Annotated in this window: 24 protein-coding genes; 5 read left to right on the top strand and 19 right to left on the bottom strand. The window is 49.2% G+C overall.

Features of this window, described 5'->3' with window-relative positions; translation table 11 throughout:
- Window positions 1-40: 40 nt before the first annotated feature.
- Both add and AC6RNO_RS33360 read right to left on the bottom strand, forming a co-directional pair.
- The gene (add, locus tag AC6RNO_RS33365; protein WP_497108070.1) at window positions 41-1,090 is read right to left on the bottom strand and encodes an adenosine deaminase; all 1,050 of its coding nucleotides are present in this window, start codon (window positions 1,088-1,090) and stop codon (window positions 41-43) included.
- A gap of 650 nt (window positions 1,091-1,740) precedes the next feature.
- Window positions 1,741-2,526 carry a DNA alkylation repair protein gene (locus AC6RNO_RS33360; protein WP_497108069.1) on the bottom strand — a complete coding sequence of 262 codons (786 nt, stop codon included), beginning with the start codon at window positions 2,524-2,526 and terminating at the stop codon, window positions 1,741-1,743.
- Window positions 2,527-2,650: 124 nt separating this feature from the next.
- Here AC6RNO_RS33360 and AC6RNO_RS33355 point away from each other — a divergent pair, with 124 nt between their 5' ends.
- Entirely contained in the window at window positions 2,651-3,448 is a 798-nt protein-coding gene (locus tag AC6RNO_RS33355) for a Cof-type HAD-IIB family hydrolase (protein ID WP_497108068.1), read from the top strand.
- Between the two features lie 87 nt (window positions 3,449-3,535).
- On the opposite strand, the gene mglC is transcribed toward AC6RNO_RS33355, so the two are convergent.
- From mglC to AC6RNO_RS33325, 6 genes are all read right to left on the bottom strand, one after another.
- A complete protein-coding gene (gene mglC / locus AC6RNO_RS33350) occupies window positions 3,536-4,567 on the bottom strand; it encodes a galactose/methyl galactoside ABC transporter permease MglC (RefSeq protein ID WP_474686527.1) in 1,032 nt (343 codons plus the stop codon).
- Window positions 4,568-4,592: 25 nt separating this feature from the next.
- The gene (locus AC6RNO_RS33345) at window positions 4,593-6,104 is read right to left on the bottom strand and encodes an ATP-binding cassette domain-containing protein (protein WP_497108085.1); all 1,512 of its coding nucleotides are present in this window, start codon (window positions 6,102-6,104) and stop codon (window positions 4,593-4,595) included.
- Window positions 6,105-6,269: 165 nt separating this feature from the next.
- Entirely contained in the window at window positions 6,270-7,364 is a 1,095-nt protein-coding gene (locus tag AC6RNO_RS33340; protein WP_488436941.1) for a galactose ABC transporter substrate-binding protein, read from the bottom strand.
- Window positions 7,365-7,469: 105 nt separating this feature from the next.
- Complete coding sequence (locus tag AC6RNO_RS33335) at window positions 7,470-8,453, bottom strand: substrate-binding domain-containing protein (protein ID WP_497108067.1); 984 nt, start codon at window positions 8,451-8,453, stop codon at window positions 7,470-7,472.
- A gap of 11 nt (window positions 8,454-8,464) precedes the next feature.
- Complete coding sequence (locus AC6RNO_RS33330; protein WP_497108084.1) at window positions 8,465-10,216, bottom strand: histidine kinase; 1,752 nt, start codon at window positions 10,214-10,216, stop codon at window positions 8,465-8,467.
- Between the two features lie 36 nt (window positions 10,217-10,252).
- Window positions 10,253-11,908: a response regulator gene (locus AC6RNO_RS33325; RefSeq protein ID WP_497108066.1), complete on the bottom strand. Its 1,656-nt coding sequence runs from the start codon at window positions 11,906-11,908 to the stop codon at window positions 10,253-10,255.
- A gap of 260 nt (window positions 11,909-12,168) precedes the next feature.
- On the opposite strand from AC6RNO_RS33325, the gene brnQ reads away from it, so the two are divergent.
- Window positions 12,169-13,488 carry a branched-chain amino acid transport system II carrier protein gene (gene brnQ, locus AC6RNO_RS33320; RefSeq protein ID WP_488437013.1) on the top strand — a complete coding sequence of 440 codons (1,320 nt, stop codon included), beginning with the start codon at window positions 12,169-12,171 and terminating at the stop codon, window positions 13,486-13,488.
- A 10-nt stretch (window positions 13,489-13,498) separates the two neighbouring features.
- On the opposite strand, the gene bluB is transcribed toward brnQ, so the two are convergent.
- Window positions 13,499-14,152 carry a 5,6-dimethylbenzimidazole synthase gene (gene bluB / locus AC6RNO_RS33315; RefSeq protein ID WP_497108065.1) on the bottom strand — a complete coding sequence of 218 codons (654 nt, stop codon included), beginning with the start codon at window positions 14,150-14,152 and terminating at the stop codon, window positions 13,499-13,501.
- 40 nt (window positions 14,153-14,192) lie between these two features.
- On the bottom strand, window positions 14,193-14,321 hold the full coding sequence (locus tag AC6RNO_RS33310) for a hypothetical protein (protein WP_474686517.1): 129 nt from the start codon (window positions 14,319-14,321) through the stop codon (window positions 14,193-14,195).
- Window positions 14,322-14,399: 78 nt separating this feature from the next.
- On the opposite strand from AC6RNO_RS33310, the gene AC6RNO_RS33305 reads away from it, so the two are divergent.
- Genes AC6RNO_RS33305 through AC6RNO_RS33295 form a run of 3 tightly spaced genes read left to right on the top strand, consistent with a single transcriptional unit; the run spans window position 14,400 to window position 17,820 of the window.
- Complete coding sequence (locus AC6RNO_RS33305) at window positions 14,400-15,356, top strand: AAA family ATPase (protein WP_497108064.1); 957 nt, start codon at window positions 14,400-14,402, stop codon at window positions 15,354-15,356.
- 3 nt (window positions 15,357-15,359) lie between these two features.
- Window positions 15,360-16,493, top strand: coding sequence for a DUF58 domain-containing protein (locus AC6RNO_RS33300; protein ID WP_497108063.1), 1,134 nt, complete (start codon window positions 15,360-15,362; stop codon window positions 16,491-16,493).
- On the top strand, window positions 16,480-17,820 hold the full coding sequence (locus tag AC6RNO_RS33295; RefSeq protein WP_497108062.1) for a DUF4129 domain-containing protein: 1,341 nt from the start codon (window positions 16,480-16,482) through the stop codon (window positions 17,818-17,820). Before AC6RNO_RS33300 ends, AC6RNO_RS33295 begins: the two co-directional genes overlap by 14 nt.
- Before the next feature lie 530 nt (window positions 17,821-18,350).
- On the opposite strand, the gene AC6RNO_RS33290 is transcribed toward AC6RNO_RS33295, so the two are convergent.
- The 9 genes from AC6RNO_RS33290 to AC6RNO_RS33250 all read right to left on the bottom strand — a co-directional run bounded on the left by AC6RNO_RS33290 (window position 18,351) and on the right by AC6RNO_RS33250 (window position 22,932).
- A complete protein-coding gene (locus tag AC6RNO_RS33290) occupies window positions 18,351-18,851 on the bottom strand; it encodes a hypothetical protein (RefSeq protein ID WP_488436949.1) in 501 nt (166 codons plus the stop codon).
- A 118-nt stretch (window positions 18,852-18,969) separates the two neighbouring features.
- Window positions 18,970-19,407 (bottom strand): HAD domain-containing protein, encoded by a 438-nt coding sequence (locus tag AC6RNO_RS33285; protein WP_497108083.1) that lies wholly within the window; start codon window positions 19,405-19,407, stop codon window positions 18,970-18,972.
- 98 nt (window positions 19,408-19,505) lie between these two features.
- On the bottom strand, window positions 19,506-19,757 hold the full coding sequence (locus AC6RNO_RS33280) for a hypothetical protein (RefSeq protein WP_497108061.1): 252 nt from the start codon (window positions 19,755-19,757) through the stop codon (window positions 19,506-19,508).
- Between the two features lie 275 nt (window positions 19,758-20,032).
- Window positions 20,033-20,539 (bottom strand): hypothetical protein, encoded by a 507-nt coding sequence (locus AC6RNO_RS33275; protein ID WP_497108060.1) that lies wholly within the window; start codon window positions 20,537-20,539, stop codon window positions 20,033-20,035.
- 172 nt (window positions 20,540-20,711) lie between these two features.
- Window positions 20,712-21,206: a hypothetical protein gene (locus tag AC6RNO_RS33270; protein ID WP_497108059.1), complete on the bottom strand. Its 495-nt coding sequence runs from the start codon at window positions 21,204-21,206 to the stop codon at window positions 20,712-20,714.
- Between the two features lie 197 nt (window positions 21,207-21,403).
- Window positions 21,404-21,928 (bottom strand): hypothetical protein, encoded by a 525-nt coding sequence (locus AC6RNO_RS33265; RefSeq protein WP_497108058.1) that lies wholly within the window; start codon window positions 21,926-21,928, stop codon window positions 21,404-21,406.
- A gap of 84 nt (window positions 21,929-22,012) precedes the next feature.
- Window positions 22,013-22,219, bottom strand: a complete 207-nt coding sequence (locus AC6RNO_RS33260; RefSeq protein WP_497108057.1) for a hypothetical protein — start codon at window positions 22,217-22,219, stop codon at window positions 22,013-22,015.
- Between the two features lie 298 nt (window positions 22,220-22,517).
- Entirely contained in the window at window positions 22,518-22,796 is a 279-nt protein-coding gene (locus AC6RNO_RS33255) for a hypothetical protein (RefSeq protein ID WP_497108056.1), read from the bottom strand.
- A gap of 1 nt (window position 22,797) precedes the next feature.
- Complete coding sequence (locus AC6RNO_RS33250) at window positions 22,798-22,932, bottom strand: hypothetical protein (protein WP_497108055.1); 135 nt, start codon at window positions 22,930-22,932, stop codon at window positions 22,798-22,800.
- Window positions 22,933-23,779: the final 847 nt, after the last annotated feature.

The following is a 23,779-nucleotide window of genomic DNA, read 5'->3' as shown; positions in this document are numbered from 1 at the left end:
ACCTGCCCGCCGACCGGTGAGCAAGTTCACGTTCTTCTATTCATTTGACAAACACGCCCAATTCGTGCAATTCACCCTCAATTTCCCGCTTCAGCGCAAGTTTCTCGCCGTCTTCAAGAAATGCCGCTTCCACGCCGTTCATAATAATGACGCCCAACTCGGAGCCGGTAAATGCGAATTTTTCGGAAAGCACCCGGTATTCCTTCGTAATATCCGTCCCCGATACGCTCGGATTGTCGGTATTGACGGTCACCTTGATCCCCTTGTCAAAATACTCCCGGATCGGATAAGCGTCCCATCCCGTTACAGCCTTCGTCTGAATGTTGCTGATCGGGCACATTTCGAGTGGAACGCGGCGGTCCACGACCATGTCGAAAATCGAAGAGCTCTCCTTCAACCTGACCCCGTGGCCGATTCTGGCTGCGCCCAAATGCGTGACCGCTTCGTAAATGTTGCTCGCCCCGGCCGCTTCCCCGGCGTGTATCGTGATCGGAATTCCTTTTTTATGGGAAACCGCGAACACCTCGCGGAAAAATTCCGGCGGATACGACGCCTCGTCCCCTGCCAAATCGACGGCCGCTACCCCTTTTCCGATGTAAGGAACCGCGGCTTCTATCACTTCCAGGTTTTGCTCGCGCGCATGATTTCTCATGCAAATGGCGATGCCCCGGGTCTTGATGCCGAACTGCTTCTCGCCGCGCTTCAAGCCTTGGGCTGCATAATGGATCACCTCTTCGGCGGACATTCCGTTCTTCCGGTGAAGCTGCGGCGCAAACCGGACCTCCACATATTTGCAATTATGCTCGGAGCACTGCTCCACCACCTCGTAAGCAACCCGTTCCAACGCATCCGAAGACTGCAAAAAGCGCGTAGTAAAATCAAATTTGCTCAAATAATCCTTGAGGCTCGAACAATCGTCCCCGACACGCATATAAGGCAGGAGCCCTTCTGAGTCGTGCGCCGGCAGCTCGATTCCTTCCTTCGCGGCAATGTCCAAAATCGTCTCCGGCTTTACGCTTCCGTCCAGGTGCAAATGGAGATCAACTTTCGGCAAAAGAGCTACCAGATCCGTATTCGTTGTGCTAGCCATCCTTCGTCTCCTCCTTTTAATTTTCAATAATCTTAATATAATGTCACGTTAATGTAAATATAAATAACAATAAAATCTCAAAAACGGAATTAATGTTATATTATATTACATAAATTTTCCTTTTGCTCATGTAGAAAGTGCGTTCCCAATTACATTGTTTCACCAAATGACTCCTTATAACTTCGCAACTTCACCAGATGCCCTCCTTGACCCGCAGCACTACCGCCCCCTTAAATCCGACTTACGAGTGTCGAAACAATTCTTGGCAAGACACTGCCGGCCGCGCGTACTACGTAGTGCGCAACACGTAGTACGCAATGCGCAATGAACATTGCGCAGAAAAGCCTGCAAAAATACAGGCTTTTGCACGTCAAAAGCCTTGCTTCGGAAAATTCCTGCAAATCTGCAGTTTTTCCGCTGAAATTTAGGGCTTAGCCCCGTTCCGGGCAAAAATTCCTGCACAATCGCAGGTATTTCCTCCAAACGAGGCGTATCCATCGAAAAAGCCTGCACTTTTGCAGGCTTTGTCCGCCGGCATGCAAAAAAAGCCCGTCTCATCTCCTATCGAGACAAAACGGACTTGACTGCACAGCCGGAGCAATCCCCCACCCCCACCGGGCAAAACGGCCTTGACCGCACGGCCGGAACAATTACTCGTTCCTCCGGATGACCTTCAACGCCTCTCTGACGCTTAACGGAGAAAGCTCCGTCCGGTCCACAAAAGCTTGCACCGCCGCGGCGTCGGTTTTTGAATATTCGCGCAGCGCCCAGCCGATCGCCTTGCGGATGAAAAACTCCTGCGAATCCGCCAGCCTGCGGATGCATGCAAACAGCAGCCCGGTATCCGTGCGCTGCTTGTATTTCAACTGGAACAGGATCGCAGTTCGTTGCAGCCAGATGTTGCCGGAGTCAAGCCACTTGTCCACATAGGCGGGTATCAACTCCGGAAATCTTTGAAAATGGGCGCCGACCAAATGGTCCGCGATCATATCGACCGTATCCCACCAGGATCGGGTCACGATCAGCCGTTCCAGCATGTCAATATGCGTAGAGGGCGTTTCCTTGCGCACTTTGGCGAGCAGTTCCATCGCCGTGTAGGCGAACTCTCTTTCCGGCAGCTCCCACAATTGCTCGGCGACCCGGACTCCCTCCGCTCCTACTGGAACCCCGTGCTCTTTCCAAAACTGCTTGACGAGCGCTGCCCGCTGCGGTTTCCTGATCCCGAGAAACGGGAACTGATTGCGCATATAAGCTGCCATTTCCAGCGCGTCCGCCGGATTGGCGTGCATCCGCAGCCAAGCTTCCAGCTTGTCGGTGTAGGTTTCTAACTCGTCCGTGTAGACTTCCAGCTTGTCCATGTATGTTTCCAACTTGTCTGTGTTAGCTTCTAGCCCGTCTGTATAGCCTTCCAACTTCTCCGCATAGCCGGGTGACATCGCGCGATCCCCTCCTTTTTCATGCTTATTGTATCAAAAAAATGATGCCAAACTGAGCAGATTCCGGTATGCTTATAGAAGATTTTCAAGATAGAGAATACGGATCGGAACGGAGAGAACAGTTATGAGCTATAAATTAATTGCTACAGACCTGGACGACACGCTGCTGCGGGATGATTTGACGATTTCCCCCGAGACCGTCGAAGCGATGCATCAAGCCGTCGCACAGGGCGTAACGGTAACGATCGCGACGGGAAGAAGCTTTCCTTCCGCGGCCAAAATCGCCAATCGCATCGGGCTCAACGTCCCCATTATTACGTACCAAGGCGCCCTGATCAAAAACCTGCTGGACGAGCAAGTGCTCTACGAACGGACGGTTCTCGTGGAAAGCGCCCGGTTCTTGCTCGATTTTTGTGAAAAACGCAACCTTCACCTTCAACTGTACCATGGCGACCAACTTTATGCAGGAGAAGACAACGATAAAATTAAAAACTACGTCAAATTGTCCAAAACGCCGTACATCATCGGGGACTTGCGGCAGTGGATCGATATTCCCCAGCCCAAGCTGCTCATCGTCGACGAGCCCGAAGTATGCGATCGGCTGCGCGAAGAGCTCCTGCCGCTGATCGGCGATCAGGTGCATATCACGAAATCGAAGCCGAATTACCTGGAATTCATGCACAAGGAAGGCACCAAAGGCCATGCCATCGAATTCCTGGCGCAGCACATCGGCTGCGGGATGGATCAGGTCATCGCGCTCGGCGACGCCTGGAACGACCGGGAGATGCTGCAAGTCGCCGGCCTCGGCGTAGCGATGGACAATGCGCTGCCCGAGCTGAAAGCACTCGCGAACTATGTCACGCGGAGCAACAACGACGACGGAGTCAGACACGTGATCGAAAAATTTGTGCTCGCGCAATAATTAAAAAGACCGCTCCCGCGGGTTCGTTTCGGCAAGCCGAGACGCCCGGGGAGTCGGTCTTTTTTCATAGTGCCTGGAATCTCTCTGTCATTTGGCGTTCATATATTTCCGCATGTCGAACGCGACGGCCGCGACGATGATCAAGCCTTTGATAATAAGCTGCCAGTAAGGGCTGATGCCGATAAAAGTGAGGCCGTAGTTGATTACGCTGAAAATCAATACGCCTGCCAGCACGCCAGGGACAGTACCGATTCCCCCGGAGGTGGATACGCCGCCGACTACGCAGGCCGCGATCGCGTCAAGCTCGTACATGTTGCCGTAGTTGTTCGTCGCTCCGCCGGTTCTGGCTGCTTCAAGCACGCCTGCCAAACCGTACAAAGCGCCCGCGATGGCGTACAAATAAATGAGGTAGCGGCCTACGTTGATGCCCGAAACCTTTGCCGCGTGAATGTTGCCTCCGATGGCGTACATGTATTTGCCCAGCTTGGTTTTGTTGAACACAACCCAGACGATGATGGAAACGATAACGGCGATAATGACAATATACGGTATCGAATAGGGACCGCTGCTGCCTATAAAGCCCGTCCCCAGCTTGCTGAAGTCGGCCCGCAGACCGCCGATCGGCTGGGACTGGTTGGGCTCCATGTCGAAGTAAAGCGAGTTGGCCCCGTACACCGCGACCATCGTGCCGAGCGTTGCGATAAAAGGCGGCACGTTAAACTTGGCGACGATAATCCCGTTCAGCAGTCCGATGATCAAACCTACCGCAACGGCGATCAAAATCGGAACGATAAGCGGCAGCTCCGGCAAATTCGGGAAAAACTTCCGCGCATAATCCGGCATCTGCAGCATCGAGGCGGAAATGACTGCCGTTATCCCGACGATGCGCCCGGCGGATAGATCGGTTCCTCCGGTAATCAGGATGAAGGCGATGCCCAACGCAATAATGACGCGCGTCGACGATTGAAGCAGAATGTCCCGGAAAATATCCACGGACAAAAAGCGCGGGTCATAAATCGCAATCGCTGCGACAAGGACGGCGAGTACGATATAAATCACATATTTCGTAATAAATGCACTGACTTTTTTATTGGCTGACGTTTCGGTGATGGAACTCATGACAGCTCGGCCTCCTTCATTATGCCTATTGCTGTGCAGCAAGGCGCATGATCTCTTGTTCTGTTGCCTGTTTTCCGTCGACAATGCCGGTAAGGCGTCCTTCGCTCATGACCATGATTCGGTCTGACATCCCGAGCAGCTCGGGCATTTCAGAAGAGATCATGATAATGCTTTTCCCCTGTTTGGCGAGGTCCGCAATGATCGAATAAATTTCGAACTTCGCGCCTACGTCAATACCCCGGGTCGGCTCATCCAGCAGCAGCACGTCCGGCTCGGTGAGCAGCCATCTGGCCAGCAGCACCTTTTGCTGATTGCCCCCCGACAAATTTTTGATCAAAGCATACATATTCGGAGTTTTCACTCTGAGCATTTCAATGCTCTGCTTGACCTCTTCTCTTCGCTTCCTGTCGTCAATCAGTCCCAGTGGCGACATGTATCTGGAAAGGTTGGCAATGACCGTATTTTCGAGCACGGACAGCACCGGGAAAATGCCGGTTACGCGCCGCTCCTCGGTCAGCAGGGCGATTTTGTGCCTGATCGCGTCGATCGGCGATTTCAGTTTTACCGGCTTGCCGTGGATGGAAATCGTCCCCGAGGCAACGGACCGGAGGCCGAACAACGCTTCGATTAGCTCCGTACGCTGGGAGCCGACAAGGCCGCCGACACCGAGAATTTCACCTTTGCGCAGCTCGAAGGAAACGTCGCGGAACGACTTGGCAATCGGAGACGTCAGCCGGTCCACCTTCAACAATACGCCGTTCGGCACATTGCTGCGTTCCGGGAATCTCTCTTTGAGGTCGCGTCCGACCATCCGCGATATAATCAAATCGGTCGTCAGCTCGGAAGACGGCCATGTGCCGATCTTCTTGCCGTCGCGCATAATCGTGACTTCATCTGAAATGGTCAATATTTCTTCCATTTTATGGGATATATATATGATCGAAACGCCGCGGCTCTTCAAATCGCGTATGATGCGGAAAAGCTGCTCCACTTCGTTTCCTGTCAATGATGAAGTTGGCTCATCCATAACGATAACTTTGGAGTGAAACGAAACCGCCTTTGCTATTTCCAGAGATTGAATCTTGGATACCGACAACGTGCCTACGATCGTTTCCGGATGAATATCCATTTGCAACTGCTCGAACAAAGCTTCCGTATCTTTGCGCATCTTTTTGTGATCGATAAACCGAAAAGGTCCGATTCCTTTGTAAGGAAATCTGCCCAGCCAAATATTTTCCATAACATTGCGGTACGGTACCGGATGCAGCTCTTGGTGGATCATCGAGATTCCGTTTTGCAGCGCGTCCTTGGAATTGTGAATGCCGACGGTTTCCCCGTTCAGCTTGATCTCCCCGCCGTCCGGCGAATAGATCCCGAACAAGCACTTCATGAGCGTGGACTTGCCCGCTCCGTTCTCGCCCATCAAGGCATGCACGCTGCCCGGGCGAACCTGCAAAGTTACCCCATCGAGCGCCTTCACACCCGGAAATTCCTTGGAGATATTGTTCATTTCAAGCAAGTATTGATTCTCAGTCATGGCAATTCCCCCTACCATCTCCCAAATAGTCCCCACAAAGCGATGCCTCCTTTGAAAAGCCTGTTTCGGCTGCTTTGCAGGGAGCCCCAAATCAGGTTTTGCAGCAAAGCAAAAGCAAGGGCGCAACGTAAGCATACATTGCTCCCTTGCCCGCTAAGATGAAGCTTATTTCGCTTCGTTCATGTTGTCTTTCGTAATTTTTTTGTAAGGAATCCAGACGTATTTGCCGTCCGTAATGTCGTAGCCCGTATTTTCCTTGCTTGGCGTTTGCCCGTTAGCGAGAACGGTGGCCACTTTGGTCGTTGCCGCGCCCTGGTTTTTGGCATCGTTCAGCACGGTGCCGAGCAGTGTGCCGTCGCCGAGCGCCTGCAGAGCGGGAGCCGTCGCATCGACGCCGACGACCGGCATGGTTTTGCCGTCCTTGAAGTAGCCTTTGGCTTTCAAGGCTTCGATGGCGCCCAGAGCCATATCGTCGTTGTTGGCGATTACCGCTTCGATCTTGTCGCCGTTCGCCGCCAGGAATGCCGCCATTTTCTCAGTCGCTTTGACGCGGTCCCACATAGCTGTGTCTTCGGCGATTTTTTCTACGCCCATGCCTGCGTCCGTGATCGCCTGAACGGAGAACTTCGTGCGCAGTTCGGCATCCTGATGGCCCGGCTCGCCTTTGAGCATGACGTACTGGATTTTGCCGTCCTTGTTTTTATCCGCTTCCGGATGCGCTTTGAAGTAGTCGACCAGCAGTTGTCCTTCCATCGTTCCGGATTGCTCCGCTTTGGCGCCTACGTAGTACACTTTATCCCATTTTTTCATATCGTCGGCGAGCGGCTCGCGGTTCAGGAATACGACCGGAATGTTCGCCGTTTTCGCCTTGTCGATAATAACGCCTGCCGCCGTGCGGTCAACCGCATTGATGGCAAGAGCGTTTACCTTTTTTGTGATAAAAAGATCCACTTTATCGTTTTGCGTCGGTTGGGAATTCTGGCTGTCCACGATTTCTACATTCGCCTTATCTTTGGCAGCGTCAGAGATCGCAGCGCGAACGCCCGACATGAACGTATCGTCAAATTTATAGATGGCCACGCCGATGTTAGGCTTTTTGCCGGTATCCGCTTTCGCCGGAGCCGCCGATGCCGTTGCCGCCGCACCGCCGGATGCAGCCGGAGTTGTCGCTGCCGGAGACGGCGCCGCCGATTTGCCGCCGCATCCTGCCGCGGTTACGGCCAGAGCGCCCGCTACCGCAAGGGTAATCATTTTTTTCAAGGTAAGAGCCTCCCTTAAACTATGTTTTTTATTTACATTCTCACTATACGGGATCGCTCCCCTGAAACAAATGCAATATCCTCACATTTTCTATCGAAATCCTCATCACTTTACGAAGGGAAACAGCAGCTTCTGATTGTCCGACCAGAACATATTGTCCAGATCGATCGCCTTAAGCGCGGTCGGCACATGGCTCGGGACTTTCATGCCCGAGGCTGCTTCAGCGGCGTTTTTCACACCCAAATATCCGATGCTGAACGGGTTTTGAACGATCGTCGCTTGAATGACGCCCTCCTGCAGCAGCTCCAAATCCTCCGATGTGCTGTCGAACGCAATCATTTTCACCTTGCCCTGCAGGCCAAGCTTCTGAATTTCGTCAGCCACTCCGATGGATGAGCTTTCATTCAGCGCCACGATGCCGTCGATACGGCTGTTCCGCTGGATAATGTCGCGGGTCTGGTTGGCAGCCAGATCCCGGTTTGAAAGGCTGTACACCTTCTCCAGCACCTTGATCTCCGGGTATTTGGATATTTCGTCCAGAAGGCCGCGCTCCCGCTGCTCGACATTTTGCTCGCCCTGCTTCAAGCTCACGATGGCGATTTGGCAGCTCGTTCCGGCGAGCTTGACGAGCTGCCGCCCGGCCATTTGCCCGGCCTCATAGTTGTCTGCGCCGATGAAGCTCTTGACGCGGCTGGAATCGACGCCGGAATCGATCGTCACGACCGGAATGCTCTGCCCCGCCGCACGGTCGACGACATCAACCAAGCCCCTAAAATCATTGGCCGCCAGTACGATCGCATCGGGCTTCGACTCGATCGACTGCTCCACCAGGGCAATCTGTCCGAGCACGTCGGTCTCGTCCCCCGGAGCGCGGAAATCCAGCGTGACTTCAAACTCCTTGGCGGCCACCTCCGCCCCCATTTTGACCGTTTTCCAATAATCGCCTTCCTGGCTTCTCAACACAACCTCCAAATGCTTCTTATACTGGACGGGCGCAATGTCGATCTGCTTGTCGCAGGAAGCGGTAGAAGCTGCAGCCAGCATGAGTGCAAGCATCGCGAGGCGTCCGACTTTTAAAGTTTTATCCATAAAGGAGCCCCCTATTCATCTTCCAGCACCATCGGAATCCATATATTCACCGTCGTCCCCTCTTCCAGCTCGCTCTCCACCGTAATACCGTAGTCCGGGCCAAAATAGAGTTTGATCCGCTCGTGCACATTGCGCAGGCCGACGCCGGAGCCTTGATCGCTTTTCGCATGCCCGCTCAAAATATGCTTGAGCTTCGCCTCGGGAATGCCGACTCCGTTATCGCGAATTCTGAACCAAACTTTACCGTCCTCCAGACGTACCGATATATCGATAAAACCCTCGTCCGCCATATACTCGATGCCGTGATAGAGCGCATTTTCCACAATCGGCTGCAAAATCAGCTTCAGCGTCTTATAAGGCAGCGCTTCCTCCTGAACCTCGATGCTGTAGTCGAATTTGTCCTTGTAGCGCATCTTCTGGATGATCAAATAGTTGCGGACATGCTCGATTTCCTCCTGCACCGTAATGATCGCCTTCCCTTTGCTCAGGCTGATGCGAAAAAACTTGGAGAGCGACGTAATCGTCGTCACCACCTCCTCGTTCTTGCCGCTGCCGACCATCCGCACGACCGAGTTCAGCGTGTTGTACAAAAAGTGCGGATTGATCTGCGACTGCAGCACATCCAGCTCGTTCTTCCGCTTCGCCTCCTGCTCGCGGATGCTTTGGTCCATCAGCTCCCGGACCCGGCTGACCATCAGATTGAAGCGGCGCGACAGATGCTCGACCTCGGCGGCGCCCCGGACGTGAATATACGTGTCGAAATCGCCCTTCTCCACCATTTCCATCGATCTCCGAAGCCGTTTGATCGGCTGTGTAATACGCGCGGACATAAACGCGGAAATGAGCAGCACGAACACCATCACGATGAGCAGCAGCCAAATCATGAACGTGCTGATCTCCTTGCGCGTCGTGATGATTTCATCCAGATAGGATACCCCGATAATTTTCCAGCCGATATTGTTCACGGTCCTGACGACGTTAAGCCGCTTCTCCCCGTCCGCTTCGTCCATATATTTGCCGTAAGAAAATTTCAGCGCCTGCTCGACATTCTCGTATTTCAAACCGATATAAATCAGCTGCTGCTGAGGATGATACACGATGCTTCCCGCGGATTCGTCGATGATGTAAACGTAACCTTTTTTGCCCAGGCTTACCGTGCGGAACACGTCGTCGAGCGTCTTGAAGTTCACATCGACCAGCAGGACAGCGTCGGTCATTTGCCCGTTTCTGCTGATCTTCACCCCTTTGCTCATGGAAACCACCCATTTATACGGCCCTTTAAAAAGGTTCTGAATATGCGGCAGCGAAAAAGTCAAATGGTTCGGATTCTCCAAAGCCGACCTGAACCAGCCCTGCTCGGTCAGCCGCGTATTGCTGCGCATGTCCGTCCCGCGAATTCCGGTCACGAGCTGCCCGTCCGCCGCGAACAAATCGATGGAGACAATGTCCGCTCGCGTGCTCGCAATCGTATTCAGCGCGTCAAGCAGCTTGTCCGAAGGGATGCCCCGGCTTTGGGCGATTTTATCATCGACGACCTCGAACGTATCGGCCATGCCCTTAATGTAATTTTCCAGATTAAGCTGAACCTGCTCGATAATTTGCTGCGTGTTCAGAAAAGCGTTCTCCTCCGCAGTCTTCGAAAATTTGTTGTACAGCACCAAAGAAACGGTCAGCATCACCAGCACCGTCATACAAATAAAAGACAATGTAATCGTAAACTGGATGCTCCTGACCCTCATGGTGTCAAGCAGTACGGTATACATTGCCTTCAAGAAAAATTGCATTCGTTTGATCAAAAATTAACCCCCTCTGGAACTGTTTCTATACTCTTTCGGGGAAACGCCCACATGCTTGCGGAAGCTGAAGCTGAAATAGTTCGCATCGGCATAGCCGACCTTCTCCGCGATTTCCAGCGCCTTCATATCGGTCGTCCGCAGCAGTTCCTTCGCGGCTTCCATGCGGATATGGTTCAAGTAATGGACAAAAGTCATCTTCGTTTCTTTCTTGAAAATGCTGCTGAAATAACCCGCGCTGATATGCAAATAGCCGCACACCTTTTGGATCGAAATATCCCCTTCGTGATAATGATTCTTCGTGTATTCCTTGGCTTTGTCCACGAGATGCCTGTAGGTGTACTGGCGGTCATTCGCGATATGGCTCATCATGCCGGAGCACAGCTCGACAAGCCAATGCTTGGCCTCTTCCAGCGAAGTGAATTTGTTGATTTCCGTAAACGGCACAAAATTTCCCCCGAACACCTCGTCGACGTCAAGATTCGAATCTTTCGCCGCTTTCAAAATGCACGTCAAAATTTCCAGCAAATAGATCTGGTAATCTTTCACCGAAAATCCGGCTTCCACACCGTGAAAAAGCTCGTCGATCGTCTCCTTGATCTCCCGGCTCGTCCCGACTTTGATGCAGCGGATCAACGCATGTTCTTTGAGATCGTCAAAACGCATCTTCTCCACGTTCCGCGCCTCCACATCGTCGATTGAGATGATGCGGTTGGTGCCGAGAATAATTCTGTAATCGAGCGCCTGCACGGCATCCTTATAAGAATAGCTCAATTTGGCGGCATCGTTCATTACCGTGCCGACTCCGGACGTTACCGAGAACTTCAGGTACTTTTCCACGTTCTGGCGAATTTCATCCAGCACTTTCAAAGTTTGCTGCAGCGCGGCGGCGCGGTCCGCCGTCCGGTGGACGGCCAGTACGGTCACCTGGTCGTTATGCATGAACACGAGGCCAAGCCCCCGCTTCGCGGCAATTTCTTCCGATATGTTCAGCAGCGCAAAATATTTCAGCGCCTGGTCCTCGGAATATTGCAGCGATACCGATTTCGCAAGCTCGTCGCGGTCCACGGCATCGTCTTCGCCGATCGGCGCCCCGTCGATGCTGACGACGGCTGCGACGAAGCTGCCGCCCTCCAGGCTGACAGCGTAGGTGCTCGCCTTCTCGTAGATTTCGCCGCGCGGCAGCTTGCGGCTCATCAGCGAGGCCAGGAAGTTTTCCCTGAGCACCGGCATGCTTTTGCGGTAGTGCTCTTTGAGCAGCTGCACGTCCTCGCGGTGCGCCACCTCCTCCTGAATTTGCCCCTTCACCTTCAGCAGCGTGCCAACCAGCTCCTGCGCGGAAAAAGGCTTCAGCACATATTCGTCGATATGGAGCTTGACCGCCTTTTGAGCGTATTCAAACTCGTCGTGCCCGGTCAAAATAATGATTTTAATCGTCGGAAACCGCTCCCGGACAATCTCCGCAAACTGCAGCCCGTTCATAAAGGGCATCTGTATATCCGTCACAACGACGTCAGGCTGCAGCCGCTCGACCATTTCCAGCGCCTCGCGCCCGTTCTCCGCTTTGTCGACGACCTCAAAACCGATGGACGCCCAATCCACTTCCTGGACAACGCCCTCTCTGACATCCTCTTCATCGTCCGCCAAAATCAATTTGTACATGATCGTCGTCCTCCCAAAAGCTTTCGCGGGAAAGCCCGCTTCCCAAGCATAAAGACCTAGGCCTTTCTCACCATCATTGTACTCACTGACCTGCGAATTCACAACATCTTCCATGTTTGAATCCACAAGATGCATCCGGCTGCAATGTGGTATATACTGTTCAACAGTATAGACAGAAGTCCCGCCTCAAAGTTATGACTAATTAAGGGACAAGCAGGAGGATTAGCAGCGTGTCACAAAAAATTCCATTTTCTTTCGTCATGATCATTGGATTAATGTTATTTGCCTTGTTTTTCGGAGCAGGCAATTTAATTTTTCCACCTATGCTTGGCCAATTATCCGGAAAGTATGTTTGGATTGCCAACACAGGCTTTTTAGTTACCGGGGTCGGATTGCCCTTGCTGGCTGTCACAGCATTTGTTTATTCAGGCAAAGACAACTTGCAGTCTTTAGCCAGTCGTGTACACCCGTTATTCGGCATCGTTTTCACAACGATTCTTTACCTTGCGATCGGCCCTTTTTTTGCCATTCCCAGAGCCGGCAATGTATCGTTCGAGATTGGGGTCAAACCTTTTTTATCAGGTCAGGCAACTACCATTCCTTTGGCTATCTTCACCATCCTGTTTTTTACGGTGGCATGTTTGTTATCGCTGAATCCTTTAAAAATTGTCCATGTAGTCGGGAAAATCTTAACCCCTATTAAATTGACTTTTATCGGAATTATCGTAGTAACAGCAATTATTCATCCAATCGGCGCCCTTCAAGCGCCTGTTCAAGAGTACGCATCCAACGTATTTTATAAAGGGTTCCAGGAAGGTTATTTAACGCTGGACGCCCTTGTGTCATTTGTGTTCGGGATCATCATTGTAAATGCGATTAAAGAAAAAGGAGCCGCCTCCAAAAAACAAATTTTAGCTACTTGCGTAAAAGCAACGGTTATTGCGGGTTTACTTTTAATCCTTATCTATACCGCACTTTCCTACATGGGGGCCTCCAGTGTTGAAAAATTGGGACATTTAAGTAACGGAGCTGAAATTTTGGCAAAAGTTTCGAGCTATTACTTTGGTTCTTATGGTGCAGTTTTGTTAGGATTAATGATTACAGTGGCATGTTTGACTACATGTGTAGGATTGATCACTGCATGCTCTTCCTTTTTCCATGCCTTGTTTCCGAAGGTCTCTTACAAAAAATTGGCTGTTATTTTGTCCGTTTTCAGCACATTAGTCGCCAATATCGGATTAACGGAATTAATTAAGATTTCAGTCCCTGTTCTAATGACCCTGTATCCGATTGCGATCTCATTAATATTCCTGACGTTCCTGCACCAAATATTCAACGGCAAGCCGGAAGTATATCAAGGTACCTTGCTATTCACCTTTATCATTAGTTTATTTGACGGTCTGAGTGCTGCCGGAGCACGAATCGAAGTCATGAATCATTACTTCACTCAGTATCTCCCCATGTATAACGTAGGTTTAGGCTGGGTGCTTCCGGCGTGCATTGGTGGTTTAAGCGGGTACATTGCCAGTGTATTGCGAAAAAAATATAGCCTGGCTTCTCGTGCGGAAGAGCGCACTTAAGCGGCTTATTTTATTTGAAAGCATGAGGGGTTCCCCATGTATCTTTATAGATCAAGTCGGTTAACTCCCTTCTGTTTTCCCAATTTGCCGTTTCCAGAATAGGCTTATCCGGATAATTGTCCGTATAACCGATTGAAATTAAAGCAACCGGGTCGATGTGATAAGGGATGTTCAATATATCCCGGATATCGTTCTTTTTATAAAAGCTGACCCATCCCATAGCCAAGCCTTCCACGCAAGCGGCCAGCCACATATTTTGAATGGCGCACGCTGTGGACATGATATCCGTTTCCGGAATGGAATTGCGGCCGAGCACGTGGGAGCCGCCCCGCGTAGGATCGCAAGTCACGCATATTGTCAGCGGCGCTTGTTTGATTCCCTCGATTTTCAGGCTCAGGAATTGGTCTTGCCGTTCGCCTTCGTAGTGGATGGCCAAGGCCCTTCTTTCTTTATCCGCCGCCCAAGCCAACCGCTCCTTCATGCTGTCGGAGGTAACCAGAATAAAATTCCAAGGCTGCATAAAGCCTACGGACGGACCGTGATGAGCCGCATCCAAGAGCTTCAGAATGACTTCGTCGGGAATACTGTGGGTTAAAAAAGTCCGTACATCCCGCCGCGTGTAAATCGCTTTATATAACGCCTGCTTCTCAAGTTCGGAAAACATGGACATTCCTCCATTATCAAAGTTCGGTTACATTTCATGATCAAACTTGCGGCTCATCAGCGAGGCCAGAAAGTCTTCCCTGAGCACCGGCAATCCCACCATCATTGTACTCACTGGCCTGCGAATTCACAACTTCCCCCATGATTTCATCCAACTTTTTCTGGAACATCTCCCGTACTCTTTTGCCTGATTTTGTGCGAAACTAGAAACTGGAATGATTTTCTTTATACAGAGGTGACTGTCACTCATGGATATCGGAACAATCGGGCGCACGGCCGCGCGGATCAAGGAAAACATCGGCAAAGTCATCGTCGGAAAAGAGGACACGATCGAGCTCATGCTGATCGCCCTCATCTCTTCAGGGCATATTTTGCTGGAGGATGTCCCCGGCACCGGGAAAACGCAGCTGGCTAAAGCGATGGCGCGTTCTCTCGACTGCACGTTCAAAAGAATTCAGTTTACGCCGGATTTGCTCCCCTCCGATGTAAGCGGCATCAACTTCTATAATCAAAAGCTCGGCGAGTTCGAATTCCGCCCGGGCCCGCTGTTCGCCCATATCGTGCTGGCCGATGAGATCAACCGGGCTACGCCGAGAACGCAGTCCAGCCTGCTGGAATGCATGGAGGAGCGGCAGGTAAGCATCGACGGCGAAACGCGGGCGCTGGAAGCTCCGTTCCTCGTTATCGCTACGCAAAACCCTGTCGAGAACCAGGGGACGTTCCCGCTTCCCGAGGCGCAGCTCGACCGCTTCCTGATGAAAATATCGCTGGGCTATCCTTCCCTGGACGAGCAGCTGCGCATTTTGAAGCTGTATCAGCAGCACGATCCGCTGGAACAGCTGTCGCCCGTCGTCAGCCGCGCGGAGCTTGCGGAAGCCCAGCGTTTCTACGCGCAGGTACGGATAAGCGACGAGCTGCTGCAGTACATGGTGCAGCTCGCCGAGCAAACCCGCTCGCACCCGGACGTGGCGCTCGGCGTCAGCCCGCGGGGCGTCCGCGCCATGTTCAAGTCCGTACAGGCGTTCGCCATGCTTCGCGGGCGCGACTACGTGCTGCCGGACGATATCAAAACGCTGGCCGAACCGGTATGGTCGCACCGAATTTTGCTGAAAGCCAGAACCCGCCAGCAGGACAATCCGGCTGCAGACATTTTGCGCAAAATTATGGCGCAAACGCCGGTGCCGACGGAAGTCAAGCTGGGGTAGCCGATGGGGATCAGCTGGATCATCGTCATCGCCGCCGCCCTTTGCCTTTTGCAGCACCGTTTGTTCAGCCGTTTCGGCTTTGCCGGGCTGCGCGTGGAACGAACGTTCAACAAGACCCATTGCCATGTCGGCGATGAAGTCGAAATGATCGAGACCATCGTCAACCGCAAGCCGCTCCCCGTGCCATGGCTCCGGCTGGAATCGATGATCCATGCGGGGCTGCATTTTGGCAAGCAGACGAACTTCGCGGTCAGCAGCGGCGCGATTTTTCAAAATCACCGCAGCCTGTTCAGCATGATGCCGTACACGAAAATCGTCCGCCGCCACCATATTCGCTGCGCCCGGCGCGGCTGGTACAAGCTGGAATCCGCCGCTATATCCGTCGGCGACATCATGGGCCTTGAAGCTGCGGCGAAGACGCAAAAAATAAACCTGGAGCTGCTCGTATATCCGCAGCTTCTTGATTACCGCGACATCCCGCTCCCCTCCAGCAGGTGGCAGGGTGACGTGATCGTCAAAAGATGGATCATCCAGGATCCGTTCCTGTCCTCCGGCGTCCGCGAATACCGCTACGGCGATACGATGAGCAGCATCCACTGGAAAGCGACGGCGCGAAGCGGCCGGCTTCAGGTGTACAACCGCGAGTTCACGGCCGACCCGCGTCTTTTGATCATCGTCAACACGCAGATTACAGAGACGATGTGGGACGCCGTAACTGATCCCGAGCTGGTGGAAAAAGGCATTTCCTACGCCGCCACCCTCGCCCGGCATGCCGCGCTTCAGGGAGTTCCCGTCGGCTTCGGCTGCAACAGCTACACGCCGGATCAGCCGGGAACGCCCGTCTTTATAGCTCCGGAAGGCGGCGCCTCGCAGCTGGAGTACATATACGAGACGATGGCGAAGCTTGCCGTCGCCTGCTGCCGGGCTTTTCACGACTTCCTGGAGAACGGACTCGGACTCGAATTGGGCGGGACGGCGACGGATGTGGTGCTGATCACCCCCTTCGTCTCCGACAAAATCGCGGAACAGATCGGCATGCTGGAGGCGGCGGGACACAGCGTCTTTGTTGTGCCTCTGGAACATGGCATTATCGATTCGGACGCGGAGGAGGTGGCCGGCAATCATGCAGCAAGCTAAACGGATCTTGATCGGGCTCGGTATGGCCGCCCTCCTCGGCTCGGTCGAATTGACCGTCTTTTTTCCGGCCGTGCTGCTCCTGCAAGTCTATATCGCCGGCACGCCGCTTGCCGCAACGCTGCTAATGCTCGTCGCCTTCTACGCGGCCGGCTGGGCGGGAGGCATGACGAAACTATTATCGCGGCGCATTTACGAATATATGTTCTGTGTGGCGGCGGGCTGTTCCATCGCCGTTGCCATGCAAGGCACAGGCTGGCACGGCTGGGCTTGCTCTGCTGCCGGGCTGCTGCTCGCCTACCGGGGCAGCCAATTGCCAAAAACGGCATGGAGCCGGTTGTTCCCATACGGCGCCTTTCTTAGCGGATTCATCGTCTACTTTATCGGCGTGCCGTTGATGAGCCGTTTTCCATTAACGGAACCCTATACAGGCTGGGCGAACGGAACGGGGTTTGTCTCGCTCGTCATTTTTCTGTTTTACATCAACCGTTCCCAACTCCTGCGGGCGACGCTCGCCGGCTCCGATCAAGCCCAGTCGGCGCTTTCGGGCTCCGTGCGGCGCCTGAACCGGATATGGCTTATTTTGCTCATCGCGGCTATCGTGGGGATCGCTTATTTTCAGCAGGTGGGGCATGCTTTGCTCGGCGCTGCGCGGGCTTTCCTCGGCTGGCTGCTTCGCTTGATACCAGGTGATACGACGCCGCAGCCCCTCCCCGCCGAAGAGCGGCAGCTGCCGCAGCTCCCTCCGGCTCCGCCCGCAAGCGAGCCGACATGGCTGGACACGCTGATGCACTACGTGCAGCTTATCGGCGGCTATATCATCATCGCGGCCGTTATCGGGCTCGCGCTGTATCTCATCGCGAGCAGACTCGTGCCCGCAGCAGTACGCTTGATCCGCAGGCTGCTGGGGCGGAGCCTTTTCGACAAAGCGGCGGGCGCCGCGGACGGATACACCGACGAGAAAGAAAGCCTGTTCGAGTGGAAAGAAATTTCGCGGCAGTGGTGGAACGGCGTGACCGGCCGCTTGCACCGCGACAGGCGCGACGGCCCGAAATGGGCGCAGCTGCAAAGCAACCGGGAACGGGTGCGGTACTTGTACGCCCTGCTCATCCGCGAAGCCGCGAGCCAAGGGTACCCGTTCGACAAGGCGCTGACGCCGAACGAGACCGGATCGGAACTACGGCAGAGAAATACACTGCCCGAGCAAGCGGTCCGCGCGGTAACCGAGGCGTACAACCGGGTCCGCTACGGGGAAAACGACGTCTCCGACGAGGAAATCGGCGAGGTGCTGCGCGCCACCGAGTTCGTGACGCGGAAGGGATTGAAGTGAGGGCGAGGACGTAGAGGTTGGCGAAACGTAAGCTTCAACTTTTCAAAATTAGGAACTCCAACCAATAAATACACAACATCTAGCAAACTATGATATAATTCTAGCATGATAACGAACGGTGGAAAAAATGACCACGGCGCAGCCTCTTTGCAAAGGAGGTGATCGCCCTGGTCACACTTGTGACACTGCTTGATATCCTGAAATGGACAGCTACTTTGCTAAGCCTGTGGTTTAGTTCCCGGAAGCTTGCCAAATGGATAAAAAGAAAAGTGAACAAGCGAAAAAACCACCGTAATTAGGTTGGCTCCTGATCGGTGGTTTTTCGCTTAGGTTGTAAACTATGCGCGCCGTGGGTGTCCACAGCTTCGTTGTCTGACCGTTTAAGTGTTCACGCACTTAAACGGTCTTTTTTAGTATTAACAAAAATGATCTAATAAAACATTACCATATCCTTTAGCGGATAGCAATGGATGATGTTTGTCTTACGTTTAAATAACTTTTCCAATGTTAGTTACAATGTGTCATGAAAATCAGTTTTTTTGCAGCAGTTCGATTTTTTGTAACTGTCTAGAGTAAGTTTTGATATTGAAGTATTGGTGCATCGACGTGAAAAATATGTTAGCGGAGTCTAATAACTTCTCTAAAAAAACCGAGCTTTCCACTGTATATTTAAATTCCCCCAAGGAAACCAACATTAGCTTTGAATTAATCCTTTTAAATTCTAATTTGATGGGTTGGTCAGGGAAATAAGCTTCTGCGTTTCCAAGTGATTCGAATCCCTCTACCATATCAACAATGTATGACCATAACTGGTCGACTAAATCCCAATGGGAAAAGTCAAGTATTGTACTATGATTATATTTTATGCATATAACACCACTTACATAATGTAAATCTACTTGATTTTCAATTTCTTCTATTTCTTGATGGTTCTCAATATTAATAAAGTACTTGTGCGGATTATTTATGGCATCGGTCAGGTCCGTAATCTTAGCAAACGGCCGTAGTAAATATGTTTGTATTACCATCAATATCTTACACTCCATTTTTGCATAAAATTGTTCAACTCTACCGATGTTCAATCCTAATGTACATTGTATCAGCTCATTAAACTCTGTTCCCATATTATGCGAGTAAAATGTTTAATTATTATGTGATAAGTTGTTTCACAATTTCATCTTTAATTTGTGAAGTCACTCCACTTCTAAAATCTGTTTCAATTAAAAATTCTTCCAATTCTCCCATTTCCTCTTCATCATCTAAAACAACAAATTTCTGCACTTCCAATTCCGTACCTGCTGCATTTAATAAGTATTCCTTTATCTCTCTTCCACGGATCGCACCTTCGATAATTGGCGTCATTCCTACAACTCTATGAATTCCATTTATTTCAAAAATGGATTTTAGTTGTTTTAAACTTCTCCCCTCTCTCCAAGAAGAGGTTACGACGATATTGGCTCCTGTAATATCTAAAACTTCTTTTAAGTTAGCGACACATTCAGGATCAAATTCATGCCCAAAATATTTTTTACTTTGGATTAAATGCCTCGAAGTTACCATAACACCATCAATATCTAAAAAAATCACCTTCAATGCATCAACCCCACTTACAAATTGTATTGAATATCCCAAGACAGCTATCTATCTTAAGATATGTTAATGGATGTAACAATGATTTCCGGATGTTAATTAACATTACTCATTCCTGCAAAATCATAAATGTCTTCAGAAGAATATACTTCGCCATTGGCAATATCCTGTTTCGCTTGCATAATTAAAGCTTTCAGTTCCCCGTCGCTCTCAATTTCCTCTTGGACAATATTTTTCAACGGTTTGACCAAATAGTGCTTACCTTCAATATCTACAATCGTATCCTCATTGTCGTCAGTCCACGCCTTAAACAATTCTGCATGATTACCCTCAAGCTTTTTCAGCATTTTGGGAGATCCCCCTTAAAATGGTCTTATTAAATTATTTTATCACCCTGTATTCAGTTTCGAAACAGGCAAGATATATGCCGTCCTCTTCTTCATCATCTTATATACGATATTGATCAACTTTCGCATCATACAAACGATGGCCTGCCCTTGATAAGTCTATTGAAAGAACGACTCATACTAACCGATTCATCTGTACTTGAAATATGTTAGCGATGCCGCGGCAGAAAAAAGAAAACCTTGCGGGGGTTAGTCGAAAGGTCGTTAAAAATAGATCATAAATTATGATTGTACTTACTTACATCTTGGAGATAATCGTTTAAAGTAACTAACTTTATATCCGTTAAATCTATTTCAAATTCATTTAACCCTTTTAATTGAATCTCACAAAAACCAAATGGCCAATTCATGACACAAGAAATGTAATAATCTGCATGAACATCTGAGGTTAGTTCATTTTTGTAAAGAAACTTTTTTTCTAATTTCAGATTACTGTTTTCTTTATTTAGAAAGCGACTTCCTTTCTCATCTTCGTATAAACTTACCCGAATCTCTAGGGTAGTTAAGTTCTTAAATTTGAATTTTGTCCATCCATGAAGATAATAATCAGAACCATGATCAACTAAGTACCCTAATTCCTCAAGAGACTTCCAAGAAATATCAATACCCCAAACTAATATTTCAAGTGTGTTACTGCTAGGATGCGGTAAGATAGGCCAGACTTCCGCTTCCGCAAATCCAAATTCACCAAATTGGTTAGCATTTAGTTTAAACCATTTCATCAATCGCCAATCACCCTTATTAATATTATCTCCCTTAACACACTTGAATCTACTTGATATGACATTATGTACGCCGCTAGTATCGTTCTATCGGTTTTTATGTTGTTAATAATAACCCAGCAGGAAAAGAAACAGCCTTGTGAGGACTAGTCGCAAAGTACTTAGGGCTAATCTATACATGTCGGATAATATAGCATACATTGAATAAAAGTTTATCCTCCGAGTGTAAAGATATAAACTCATCTAAAGAAAGAACACCGCATATTATTTCTTTATCTCCTCCTTGATACCGAGACATAAGCATTATAGAATTTATTGGAGATTGTTGTATTAAGTGCTGAATAAGTTTGATCAAATCATCTTCATAAGCATCCAAGAATTTAAGTGTAGTTAGATTTGATCTAGATTCCTCACTTTTTACCCAATAAGGAACGTTGTTATCATCTACTTGTTCAAAATCTGTATCAATAATAGGCATTGCACTGAATAAGCCACCTTCCTCAATACCCACAATATACCATATCCCCTTATTTAGACTCATAAAAGGCCAGTGAATTGCATGTGAAAGAACCTCTTTTGATTCGATGTTCAACATGAATGGTGTGTTAAATGGTAAAGGTTCCGGGACTTCTAAATGTAATACTAAAATATTTAATTCAAATGACACAGGTTACACCTCTCTCATTCGGGCACAAAATCTTTAAAGTATCAAACCTGACAAAAAGGATGATGATTATTTACAATCGCCGCCCGACTTCATTTGGATTTAGAATTAGATAGAAGTAGATGTTATCTTTTTCTTTAACTTGTTATATTCTTGCTCATGCGATGGGTCTAACAAAACTAATTCTTTAAAGATTTCGATTAGAAAATTAATAATAGCTGTTTTAAAACCAGCAAAATGCCTGTATGTGGGCTAGTGAAGCTCACACCTTCATTTTTATAAACACTTGTATTATCCCAACATATCTCAATGTGGTCTCCTTTTCTTCTAAAATAGACGTTGGGAAGATACGAACCTGCTCTGTGAGAAAACCATGAATGTATGAATGTCCAATCTTGTTTTCTTTCAAAGTCAAGACTTTCCTCATCACTATCAATAAGACGTTCCACTGCTAAAAGCATTTCCAGGGTGTTATCACTTTGTATTTCAAAGGCGAAATTAGTATCATGCAAAATCGAGTCAAGGTGTTCGCAGAAATATTCAATTAAATAAATCAGATTCCAAATATAGGGGGTCTCGATATCATTTTTACGAAACCTGCATAAATCTTTGCCATTAACCCAGAATTCAAATGCCCCCCACGAATGGTTAAGAATACCTGTCCCGTGAAACGGATTTTCTTTGAGGGTATATTTAATGTCAATACTCTCCTTATCGTCAAGCACCCGCTATTCCCCCTAATTATTTTTAATATACTTTTTATACTCAGCTTTGATATTAGGCCAGCGTCCACCATTTGACGCAATACATCAGTAGGGTTTTATTCTGCTCTTCAATTCGCCACTTACATATTTATCCCAGTTTATTGCTTTAACTTCTTCTTCCTCAGGTTCAGTAATCCTTCCAATATTAAAAAGCGTACTTTCCTCATTCTTGAAATAACTTTCAGGATGAGTCCATTCAGATTCACATTCATTGCAATACACAAGGAATTTATCTGAAGAGATTTCCTTCACAATTACTACCCATCCTTGACGACATATGTGACAAGTATCGATTGGATGCTTTTTTAGAAACATTTTGACTCTCCTTCCCAATTAGCAGGATAATTTCTTCCTTCTGGTGGCAATCTTTTATTACTTGGGCTATTAATTTTATTGTAGTTTCCGTTACTAACACCGGGCCCTCCCATACGATTAATTCGCCTAGCCTCTTCGAGGAAGGCCGCTGCTCTATCTACAGCAGGTGTAAAAACTTTATTAACTACAGGATTGTTCCATGAATTGTTAGCTCTGCTCGGGGAATCTTTAATTATTACTGATTTTTATACAGCATATTAATTTCCTTCAAGATATGAAAGTCCTTTTGAGCTAACAAAGTTAACGCTCCTGTCAACCCTGAATTTAATTCGGGGATACTTTTTTTATAAGCCATAATGGTTTCGACTTTCAATAGTATTCTCTCTCCGTTTGGAAGCTCACAAGCGAGTAATTCGCCTATCTTAATATCTTCATACGCTCTCCCTTTGGCAACCCATTTTAGAGGCTCAACTTCTTCAAACTCTGCTACACTAAATGCTTGTACGCTTTCCATTTTAGTCACTCTCCATTAATTTTTTTGCGGCCTCTATAAATTTTTTGATTTGTTCCGAGGTCATTCTTTGAGTGGAACGAAGCGCAGATTCTAAAGCATCTTTTCCTTTCATTACCAAAGGAACATCAAAACCCATATGTCTGACTCCGTAGCGAAAAGAATAGATACAATTGTCTAAATCGTGGACACAGAGTCTACAACCTTAAAATCTGGCTGCTAACCGATTGTGTGACGGCTATCTGGACAGAGAGTCCGCTGAAATAACAACTCTCCATTTTCACCCGTTGACATCTGCCGAAATCGCTTGGCAAACACCGTTGTAAGATACTGAGCACAGCTGTCCAGTATTTCCTTCTCAGCGAATTTGTCCATCGGCAATCGTCTTTCATGCTTCCTTTTCGATTGTAATATCGCCGCACGGCTGCTGTGAAGTCAGGAAGGCGGCTAGCCTAATCGTTTCCTTACCTGTTCTATATCAACTGGTCGTCACCAGACTGTCTTTCTGATATAACCATCGCTTCAAATGGCTAAATAGTTGCGGAGGATTGTTGAATTGCTCTTACTATTTTTAGTCGGTGTATGCCTGAGGGCAGTTGCAAAAGACATTTCATCTGAAAAAACCGCCAGAAAGCGAGGGTAGGGTTTTTGGAATGAAACATGGAGATAACTGGGGATTTTGAAGGTGTTAAGAAGGAAAGCGGCAATGCAAATAGGTTATAAAATTCAGGCATCTTTGCTGTACGCACACGATTTTGGCAGAAAGTTGATACGGGGCTGATGAGGATTAAGTTCTTTCGAGACTTGCCGCCCGATTCATTCGCCACTGGGTAAGGTAAAAAAAAGACCTTGAAGAAGTAATCTCCTCAAGGTCTTTTAACAAGGCTCTTCGCTCTACTGGATGGGTAAAGCCACATAAAATAGGGTCATAGTTACCCCAGCAATTAAGAGTTTCCTAAAAAAATGGTATAAAGGGTGACGGGTTA

The sequence above is a fragment of the Paenibacillus sp. sgz302190 genome (assembly GCF_059820445.1).
This window is presented reverse-complemented; position numbering and strand designations above follow the sequence as displayed.